This window comes from Cryptosporangium japonicum (assembly GCF_039524755.1).
Taxonomy (GTDB): Bacteria; Actinomycetota; Actinomycetes; order Mycobacteriales; family Cryptosporangiaceae; genus Cryptosporangium; species Cryptosporangium japonicum.
Genome location: NZ_BAAAGX010000009.1, coordinates 315,002 through 324,431, shown reverse-complemented (window position 1 = coordinate 324,431; position 9,430 = coordinate 315,002). Strand labels below are relative to the sequence as shown.

The window sequence follows — 9,430 nt, the reverse complement described above, 5'->3', positions numbered from 1 at the left end:
AGGCCGACCGCCCATCACCAGGTTGACCAACCTCCCTGGACAGCACACCTAGGGCGTTTGGGTCCGGATGTCGTTCGCCACCTTTTGAATCGCCGCCCGATCGGTGTGCGGACCCGACCCCCGCACCACGACCTGCCAGCGCAACGGCTGACCCGCGTCGGAGCCGAAGAAGTGACTCACGAACAGGCTGTAGACGTTGTCCTTCGGGTTCGCGACCTCGGTGTACGAGGTGGTGGCGTCGCCCTCGATGAGGGTTCCGGAGGCGATGTCCTGGTTCATGCTTTCCTGGATCTCGGGGTCGCACGGACTCTCGCAGTCGCGGATGCCCACCGCGACCGAGGAGCCGTTCGTGCGACCCGGCGGGCGGCACTCGACACCGTCGTTGTTCGCGCCGTCCACGACCATGGCCTCGTCGCAGAACCAGCCGACCGGCACCCGGAAGGCGAACGGCCAGCCTTCGCGCTGGATCAGGTCGGTCTGTTCGCCGGAGTCGAAGATCGAGCCGGTGACGATGACCGGGAGCGCTTTCCGGAACGCCGGGAGGTCGGCGTCGCCGTTCGGCTGCTCGCCGTTGCGGCTGGCCGGTGGGGAGACGCTCGAACCCGGGACCGGCGCGTTGGAGGTGGCGGCGCTGTCGCTCTGATCGTCGCCGGTGGCCAGGAAGATCGCGGCTACGCCACAGAGCACGATGACGACGACCGCCAAGAACGCGACGAGCGACAGGATCACCGCACGCGCACCGTTGCGCCGAGGTTGCTGGGGTATTTGCGGCCGGGGGAACGACCCGGTGTTCCCCCCGATAGGTCCTCCGGGGCCGCCGGGACCAGCGTGTCCACCGGGGCCACCAGGACCGGTGGGGCCACCGGGACCGTTGGGGCCTGGGCCGCGTGAGCCGAGTGGGCGCTGGGGGATCGGGCCGGCGGGACCGGATACGGGTGGAGGTTGATGCGGGATCGGCACGGTCGGGTTGTGAGCACCCGGGGGAAGAGGCCCGAGCTTCGGTGCTCCCTCCGCGCGAGCCTCCGCCGAAGACCGCCCCGGAGTACCAGGCTGACCCGAGCTACCAGGCGTACCCGGCCCGCTGGAGGTGCCAGGCGTGCTCGGGCCGCTGGAGGTGCCAGGCGTGCTCGAGGTGCCTGGAGTGCTCGAGGTGCCTGGAGTGCTCGAGGTGCCTGGAGTGCTTGAGGTGCCTGGAGTGCTTGAGGTGCCAGTGGTACCAAGTGTGCTGGGGATACCAGTCGATCCCACCGCGCCTGGTGATCCTGGAGTGCCAGGTGATCCCGGCGTTCCCAGCGATTCGGGGGCTGGTGATCCGGCTGCCAGGGGCGATCCCGGTCCCTGCACCGGTGATCCGTTCGGACCCTGCGGCGAACCACTGGTCACCGATGGAACGATCGGCGATCCAACCCCAGCAGCCGCCCCTGAAACCTGCGCACCACCCGCCTGCGCCGCCCCGGTTTGGCCCGCCCCGGTTTTGGCTGCACCCGCTCCTGGCTGAGCTGCACTCCCCTGGTCAGCGCCGCCCTGGGAAGCACCCGTCTGCGAGGTGCCACCCTGCGCGAACCCAACCTGCGAGCCGCCTGCCTGAAAACCGCTGGGCTGCCCGCCAGCTTGGAGTCCCTCGCCGTGAGGCCCACCAGGTCGAGAGGCGCCGGGCTGGGGTGCGCCGGGCTGGGATGCGCCGGGCTGGGGTGCGCCGGGCTGAGAGGTGCCGGGCTGAGAGGCGCCGGGGTGGGGGCCGCTGGTTGCGGGAGAGCCTGGGGGCATCGAGGCGGGGGAGCCGGTCACCCTTATCGGCTCGGTGGGCTTCGTGTCGCTCACGCCGGCTGCGGGTGCGGTTGTCGGCTCCACCGCTGACGATCCGCTCGTCGGCGCCGGGGCAATCGGGCCGGAAACCGGTACCGGCGCACCATCAGCGGGCCCGGGCGCGGGGTGATACCCCGGCACGCTCACCTGAGCCGGCGGGCCCGATGCGAACTGCGGCGCAGCCGGCCACTGCCCCCCGGCAACATTCCCCGCAGGCGGCGCATACGAGCCCGGCCCCGACCCCTGCGCCCCGCCCGACCCATGCGGCCCGCCTGATCCGTGCGGCCCGGAAGGCCCGTGCGGCCCGCCTACCCCCGGCACCTGTGGCCCGGAAAGCCCTTGTGCCCCGCCAGGCCCCTGCGGCCCGCCAGGCCCCTGCGGCGCGGAAGGGCGTTGTCCGGCGGGGCGGTGCAGCAGCTGGCTCGGATCCGTACCCTCCGGCACCGCTCCCGGCAGAGCGGACAAGATCCGTTCCGCACCGCGCCTTCCGGGCACGATGCGCGACGCCGCCCAGGGGCGTCGTCCGTATAAGTCGCTGACGTGCACCGGAACGTCGAGCGGGCCGAGCGTGGTCGCGTCTTTCGCCACCGCGTCGGTGAACTCGGCGGACCAGTTCGGGTCGCGGCCGGCCTGTTCGGTGAGCGCGATCAGCACCACCGGACGGCGTCCGTTGCGTTCGAGACCGGTGAAGAGTTCGACCGTCGGCGTGGCGTGGACCAAGCGCAGACCGGTGAACGGTCCGAGATCGCTCGCCGACGTCGTCATTTTCGTTCTCCGCCTGGTCCTGTTCCGAGGCCGATGCCACGGCTGAGCTGGCTGGAGATTAGCAGCGCGAAGCCAGCCGGGTCCGGTGTCCGGGTGTGCCCGGTCGAGTATCCGACAACGCTCAGTGCGCCGGCGGCGTCGTCACCGGTTCGTTCTTCTTCCGGCGGCGCTCGCGCACGAACTCGATCAGCACCGGCAGGATCGACAGCAGGATGATGATCGCGATGCCGGGCACCAGGTATTTGTCGATCGGGAACGTCGCGTCGACCACGCCACCGAGGAAGTAACCGAGGAGCACGATTCCGTCGGTCCACAGGATCGCGCCGACCACGTTCCAGATGAAGAACTGCCGGGTGGGCATGCCGAGCATTCCGGCGACCGGGTTGAGGAACGTCCGCACGATCGGAATGAAGCGCGCGAACACCACGGCCTTCGCGGGGCCGAATTTCTCGAACGCCTGCTCGGCTTTCTGGACGTAGATGCCCTTGAACAGACGCGAGTTCGGCCGGTCGAACAATTTCCGGCCGTACTTCCTACCGAGGAAGTGGCCGAACTGGGCGCCGGCGATCGCGAAGAGCGGGCCGCCGATCAGCAGCCCGGGCAGGCTGAGCGAGGCGCCGACGATCGACGCGCCGGTCGCGGACGCGGCGATGCCGGCCAGGAACAGGAGTGAATCGCCGGGAAGGAAGAAGCCCACCAGCAGGCCTGTTTCGGCGAACAGGATCACCCAGATGCCGATTACGCCGAACTTGGTGATCAGCGACGCCGGGTCGATGAAATCCAACGGGCCATCGGCGAGCAGCTGGTTGACGGCGTGGACGGTCTGAGATAGCACGGCCCGAGGCTACCGTGACCTTCCTAGGACCCGACTGAGTGAGTGCTGTGCGTTACTTGCTGTTCAACCGCGTTAGCGTGTGCGAGTGGCAGAGCGGCTGATCGTGGTGGGGGCCGACGCGGCGGGTATGAGCGCCGCCAGTCAGGCGCGGCGTCGGCGTGACCATCGGGACCTGCAGATCCTCGCGTTCGAGCGGGGGGTGCACACGTCCTACTCGGCGTGCGGCATCCCCTACTGGATCGGTGGGCTGGTCGAGGATCAGGACGACCTGGTCGCGCGCACCCCGCAGCAGCACCGCGAGCGGGACATCGACGTGCGTACCGGCCACACCGTCACCGCCATCGACCTCGAGCGACGCTCGGTCACCGCGAACGGCGAGTCGCACCACTTCGACCAGCTCGTGATCGCCACCGGTGGGGAGCCCGTGCTGCCCGACTGGCCCGGCATCAACGGCAAGGGCGTGCACGGCGTCCAGACGCTCGACGACGGTGACGCGGTCAGCGCGACGCTCGCCGAGCGCGACGCCCGGCGCGCGGTGGTGATCGGCGGCGGTTACATCGGGGTCGAGATGGCCGAGGCCCTGATCCGCAAAGGTTTGCAGGTCACGCTGCTCGAGCGGTCCCCGCAGCCGATGACGACGCTCGACCCCGACATGGGGGAGCTGGTCGCCGCGATGCTGGAGAAGTTCGACATCGACGTCCGCACCGGCGTCACGGTCCAGGGTCTGGAGCTGGACGACGAGGGCTGGGCCCGCACCGTCCGCACCGACGCGGGGGAGTTCGCAGCCGACATCGTCGTGCTCGGGGTGGGCACCCGGCCCCGGGTGGAGCTCGCGCGCGCCGCCGGGCTGCCGATCGGCCCCAGCGGCGGCATCGTCACCGACCGGCGGATGCGGGTGCCCGGCCACGAGGGCATCTGGGCCGCCGGTGACTGCGTCGAGGTGCGTCACCGCGTCACCGATCAGCCCACGGCGATTCCGCTGGGCACGCACGCCAACAAGCAGGGCCGGGTCGCGGGCATCAACATCGGCGGCGGCTACGCGACGTTCCCCGGCGTCGTCGGTACGGCCGTGACGAAGGCCTGTGACCTGGAGATCGCCCGGACCGGGCTGCAGGAGAAAGAGGCCGAGAAGGCCGGCTTCGCGTACGTCACGGCGAAGATCGAGTCGCACAACATCGCCGGCTACTACCCCGGCGCCGAGACCATGACGATCAAGATCCTCGCGGAGAAGGGCACCGGGCGGTTGCTCGGCGCGCAGATCGTCGGCGGCAGCGGAGCGGCGAAACGGATCGACGTGCTCGCGGTCGCGCTCTGGAACGAGATGACGGTGGACGAGATGACCGGTCTCGACCTGGGGTACGCGCCGCCGTTCTCCCCGGTGTGGGATCCGGTGCTGGTCGCCGCACGGGCCGCGTCAGACGCCGTGCGGAAGTAGGCGGTCGATCAGGTCGTCGACCTGGGCGTTCAGGTCGGGCCAGGGGAAGTTCGGCCGGGCCTGACGCAGCATGACGATGCCGTGCAGTGCGCACCAGAACTGCATGGTGAGCATGTTCGCGTCGACGTCCGGTGACACGGCCTGGCGTACTCGTCCCAACACCGCGTCGTAGGCCCGGGAGCCCAGGTAGGTGCTCCCCGGAGGCATCCGGACCAGCTCGGACTGGAAGAGCACCTGGTAGCGCGCCGGGTCGTTCATGCCCGCATCGACGTACGCGTGCGCGATCGCCCGTACGCGCGCCCAGGGGTCTTCGCCGGCGGTGGCCGCCGCGGCCTCGACCTCCTCGCTGAGCACGTCGAGCCAGTGGGTCTTCACCGCACGGACCAAGGCGTGCAGGTCTTCGAAGTGCAGATAGATCGACGTGGTCGCGATGCCGACCTTCCGGGCCACCGCGCGCAGCGACAACGCGCTCGGGTCGCCGGTTTCGCGCAGCAGCGCCGCGGCCGCGGCGACGATCTCGTCCTTCAGCCGCTCTCCTTCGCCGCGTCGCGAAGGCCGTCGGCGCGGAGCCACATCAGTCGCCATGACGGCAAATCCTACCCGGTTGACAGTCGTAGCACTACGGGCGTACACCTACAGCCGTAGGGCTACGGGCGTACACCGAAGGAGAGCCCGATGGAGAAGACGAAGCAGCACCCCGGCTGGACGCTGGCCGTGGTCTGCGCCGCCGTGTTCATGCTGTTGCTGGACCTGACCGTGGTCGCGGTCGCGCTGGGTGACCTCCAGCGCGACTTCGACGCCGACCTCGCCGACCTGCAGTGGGTGGTCGACGCGTACACGCTGCCGCTGGCGGCGCTCCTGCTCACCGCGGCCACGCTCGGCGACCGGATCGGCCGGAAGCGGATCTTCGCCGCCGGTCTGGCGCTCTTCACCGTCGGCTCGCTGCTGTGCGCGCTGGCCTGGTCCGCGCTCTCGCTCGACGCGTTCCGGGCGTTCCAGGGCATCGGAGCGGCGCTGTTGTTCGCCACCGCGGTCCCGCTGATCGGCGCGGCCTTCCCGGAGCCGCGCAAACGGGCCGGAGCCATCGGGGTGTTCGGCGCGACGCTGACCGGCGCCACCGCCGTCGGCCCGCTGGTGGGCGGAGCGCTCGTCGACGGTCCCGGCTGGCGCTGGATCTTCCTGATCAACGTGCCGATCGGCGTCGCGGCGCTGGTGGTGACCTGGCTGCGGCTGACCGAGTCGCGCCCGGAGAACCCGCGCCGGGCCGACTGGCCGGGTACCGCGCTGCTCACCGGAGGACTGTTCGCGCTGCTGCTGGGCCTGATCCGGGGCCACGCGGACGGCTGGTCGTCGACGCTGATCGTCTCGCTCTTCGTCGTCGCCGGGGTTCTGCTCGTTGCTTTTGTCGTGCGGCAGGCCACGGCGGAGCAGCCGATGATGGACCTGAGCCTGTTCCGGTCGTCGATGTTCACCGGCGCCGCGCTCTCGGTGTTCACGATCTCGGCCGTGCTGGTCGGCGCCACCACCTACCTGTCGCTGTACTTCCTCAACACGCTCGGCTACACGCCGTTCGAGGCCGGCCTGCGGTTCCTGCCGCTGACCGTCGCGTCGTTCGTGGCGGCGCCGCTGGCCGCGCAGCTGTCGCACCGGGTGTCACCGCGGATAGCGATCGGCGGAACGGTGCTGGTGGCGGCCGTCGGCATGGCGCTGATGACCGGGCTGGACGGCGACTCGGCGTGGACCGCGCTGATCCCCGGCTTCGTCGTGGCGGGCCTCGGCATGGGGGCGCAAGGTGCGGTCGTGACGCAAGCGTCGCTGAGCGCGGTGGAGCCCGCGCGGGCGGGGATGGCGACCGGCGTCGTCAACACGCTTCGGCAGTTGGGTGTCGCGGTCGGCGTGGCGGTGTGGGGTGTGGTCTTCCAGGCCCGGGTCACCGACGAGATGACGTCCCGGGTGGACGGGTCGCCCGAACTCGCCGACGCGGTCGGGGCGGGAGCGGGGCTGCAGGTGCTGGACGCGGTGCCGGCGCAGGCTCGCGCGCTCGTCGAGGCCGCGGTGCGCGAGGCCGGGGCCGCGGGCATCGACCGGCTGATGCTGCTGGGCGCGATAGCGGCGGCGGTCGTGGGGGTCGCCGCGGTGCTCCTGGTGCGGGTGCCGCGCCCGGCGGCCGAGGTCGTGCCCGACGAGGAGCCGGTTCCGGCCGTCCCCCGGTAGCGACCTGCACCGCCCCCGGGCGGCAAGGGATACTGCAGGTTGACGACAGCGAGCCGGAGGAGCGCACTAATGCCTATCGCCACCCCCGAGGTGTACGCCGAGATGCTGGACAAGGCGAAGGCCGGAGCCTTCGCCTACCCGGCCATCAACGTGTCCTCCTCGCAGACCCTGAACGCGGCCATCCGCGGCTTCGCGGAGGCGGAGAGCGACGGCATCGTCCAGGTGTCGACCGGTGGCGCGGAGTACCTCTCCGGCCCCACCGTGAAGGACATGGTCACCGGTTCGGTCGCGCTGGCCGCGTTCGCGCACGAGGTGGCCAAGAAGTACGGCGTCAACATCGCGCTGCACACCGACCACTGCCCGAAGAACAAGCTCGACGGCTTCGTCCGTCCGCTGCTGAAGATCAGCCAGGACCGGGTGGCGAACGGCGAGAACCCGCTGTTCCAGTCGCACATGTGGGACGGCTCGGCGATCGACCTGGACGAGAACCTCTCGGTGGCGCAGGAGCTGCTGGCCCAGGCCGCCGCGGCGAAGATCATCCTGGAAATCGAGATCGGCGTGGTCGGCGGCGAGGAAGACGGCGTCGCGCACGAGATCAACGAGAAGCTCTACACCGCCGAGGGCGACTTCCTGCACACGATCGACGCGCTCGGTGCCGGCGAGAAGGGCCGCTACCTGCTCGCCGCGACGTTCGGCAACGTGCACGGCGTCTACAAGCCGGGCAACGTGAAGCTGCGCCCCGACGTGCTCAAGCGCGGCCAGGAAGTGGCGGCCGAGAAGCTGGGCCTCGCCGCCGACGCGAAGCCGTTCGACCTGGTGTTCCACGGCGGGTCGGGCTCGCTGCTGGAGGAGATCCACGAGTCGCTCGACTACGGCGTCGTGAAGATGAACGTCGACACCGACACCCAGTACGCGTTCACCCGCCCGATCGTCGACCACGCGTTCAAGAACTACGACGGCGTCCTCAAGGTGGACGGCGAGGTCGGCAACAAGAAGACGTACGACCCGCGCGCGTGGGGCAAGTTGGCCGAGGCCGGCATGTCCGCCCGCGTGGTCGAGGCCTGCCAGTCGCTCCGCTCGGCGGGCACGGCCAAGAAGTAGTCCGGGAACGGTTCGGCGGGCCGCGGCCCGCCGAACCGGTCACGGAACCAGGAGCGCCACCGCCTCGGCGACGTCGTCGGTCAGCACGACTGGCGGCGTCTCCGACGCCATCGCGAACAGCGGCCGCAGCAGTGCCTCCACCGGCAGTTCCTCGGTCCAGTAGCGCTTTCCGAGGAACACCATCGGCCCCGACGCCCCGTCGCTGCCGTAGAACGCCTTCGTCGCGGCCTGGAACACCTCCTGCACGGTGCCGGCCTTGCCCGGCGCGAACACGATGCCCCCGCGCGCGGCACGCAGGATCGTGTCCTCGCGGATCGCGTTCGAGAAGTACTTCGCGATCTGGCCCGCGAACAAGTTCGCCGGTTCGTGGCCGTAGAGCCAGGTCGGGATCGAGAGCCCACCGGCCCACGGGTCGTCCGTGGCGAACCGGGCCCGCACCGCCAGCGCCACCGCCGTGTACGGGCGCTGATCGGTGAAGTACGGCGCCGCGGCCAGCTCGTCGATGGCCGCGTCGACGGCGTCGACCGGAGCGACCGAGCCCACCGCGCCGATATAGGCGCCGAGGTTCGCCGCCTCCATCACGCCCGGCCCGCCTCCGGTGAGCACCAGAGCACCGGCCCGCCGCAGCGAGAACCCGAGTTCAGCGGCCGCGCGGTACGCCGACGAGCCCCGCGGCTCGGCGTGCCCACCCATCACCCCGATCACCGGACCGTCGGCCCACGACGCCAGCGCGTCCCCCAGCGCGTTGTCGATGCCGTGGTCGTGCAGACGCTGCGAGAGCGCCTCCCGGATCGGCGGCAACGGCCCGCCGTGCGCGACGAAGTGCTCGTACACGACCGTGTCGTACATGGCGCCGGTCTCGAACCCCGCCGACAGCGCGGCCGGTGTGTAGAGCGCCGACGGATGCGTCGGGTAGGGCGCGTGCGTCAGTTCCGGCACGACCGACGCGCCCCGCGCCACCAGGTCCGCCGCCGCGACCGACGAGAGCCGGCACCCGATGAACAGGGTGTCGTCGACCGCCACGTCGACGAGCGGAACTCCGGTCAGATCGAGCCCCTGGACGGCCAGCCCGGCCAGGGTCCGTTTGTCCAGCCACGTGCGTAGTTCGGCCAGCGATTCGATTTCGTCCGGTGTCGCGTCCACGCCGACATGGTGCCCTATGGTTTCTTGCGCTCCCCGGGCATGGTTTCGGCCCGGGATTTGTTAGTCCCCGCTAGCGGCGCCGTTCCGCCGCGTAATACTGCCCACACCTGCAAGGTGCGCCGGTCCGCCGC

General features: G+C 70.6%; 7 protein-coding genes. 3 read left to right on the top strand and 4 right to left on the bottom strand.

The window, feature by feature from the left end:
* Window positions 1-48: 48 nt before the first annotated feature.
* Entirely contained in the window at window positions 49-729 is a 681-nt protein-coding gene (locus tag ABD437_RS12945; protein ID WP_344649022.1) for a hypothetical protein, read from the bottom strand.
* Window positions 730-2,692: 1,963 nt separating this feature from the next.
* The gene (locus ABD437_RS12940; protein ID WP_344649021.1) at window positions 2,693-3,406 is read right to left on the bottom strand and encodes a DedA family protein; all 714 of its coding nucleotides are present in this window, start codon (window positions 3,404-3,406) and stop codon (window positions 2,693-2,695) included.
* 85 nt (window positions 3,407-3,491) lie between these two features.
* Here ABD437_RS12940 and ABD437_RS12935 point away from each other — a divergent pair, with 85 nt between their 5' ends.
* Entirely contained in the window at window positions 3,492-4,841 is a 1,350-nt protein-coding gene (locus ABD437_RS12935) for an FAD-dependent oxidoreductase (RefSeq protein ID WP_344649020.1), read from the top strand.
* On the opposite strand, the gene ABD437_RS12930 is transcribed toward ABD437_RS12935, so the two are convergent.
* The gene (locus ABD437_RS12930; protein WP_344649019.1) at window positions 4,821-5,426 is read right to left on the bottom strand and encodes a TetR/AcrR family transcriptional regulator; all 606 of its coding nucleotides are present in this window, start codon (window positions 5,424-5,426) and stop codon (window positions 4,821-4,823) included. The two genes, ABD437_RS12935 and ABD437_RS12930, sit on opposite strands and share 21 nt — an antisense overlap.
* A 90-nt stretch (window positions 5,427-5,516) precedes the next feature.
* Between ABD437_RS12930 and ABD437_RS12925 the strand changes: the two genes are divergently transcribed.
* Both ABD437_RS12925 and fbaA read left to right on the top strand, forming a co-directional pair.
* Entirely contained in the window at window positions 5,517-7,055 is a 1,539-nt protein-coding gene (locus ABD437_RS12925) for an MFS transporter (protein WP_344649018.1), read from the top strand.
* Between the two features lie 69 nt (window positions 7,056-7,124).
* Window positions 7,125-8,156 carry a class II fructose-bisphosphate aldolase gene (gene fbaA, locus ABD437_RS12920; RefSeq protein WP_344649017.1) on the top strand — a complete coding sequence of 344 codons (1,032 nt, stop codon included), beginning with the start codon at window positions 7,125-7,127 and terminating at the stop codon, window positions 8,154-8,156.
* Window positions 8,157-8,195: 39 nt separating this feature from the next.
* Here the strand turns inward: fbaA and ABD437_RS12915 are convergent, their stop codons facing one another.
* Window positions 8,196-9,299: an LOG family protein gene (locus ABD437_RS12915; protein ID WP_425558141.1), complete on the bottom strand. Its 1,104-nt coding sequence runs from the start codon at window positions 9,297-9,299 to the stop codon at window positions 8,196-8,198.
* Window positions 9,300-9,430 lie beyond the last annotated feature (131 nt).

Coding starts and splice junctions, on each gene's coding strand:
- fbaA (WP_344649017.1), top strand. CDS start 7,125: ATGCCTATCGCCACCCCCGAGGTGTACGCCGAGATGCTGGACAAGGCG.
- ABD437_RS12925 (WP_344649018.1), top strand. CDS start 5,517: ATGGAGAAGACGAAGCAGCACCCCGGCTGGACGCTGGCCGTGGTCTGC.
- ABD437_RS12930 (WP_344649019.1), bottom strand. CDS start 5,426: ATGGCGACTGATGTGGCTCCGCGCCGACGGCCTTCGCGACGCGGCGAA.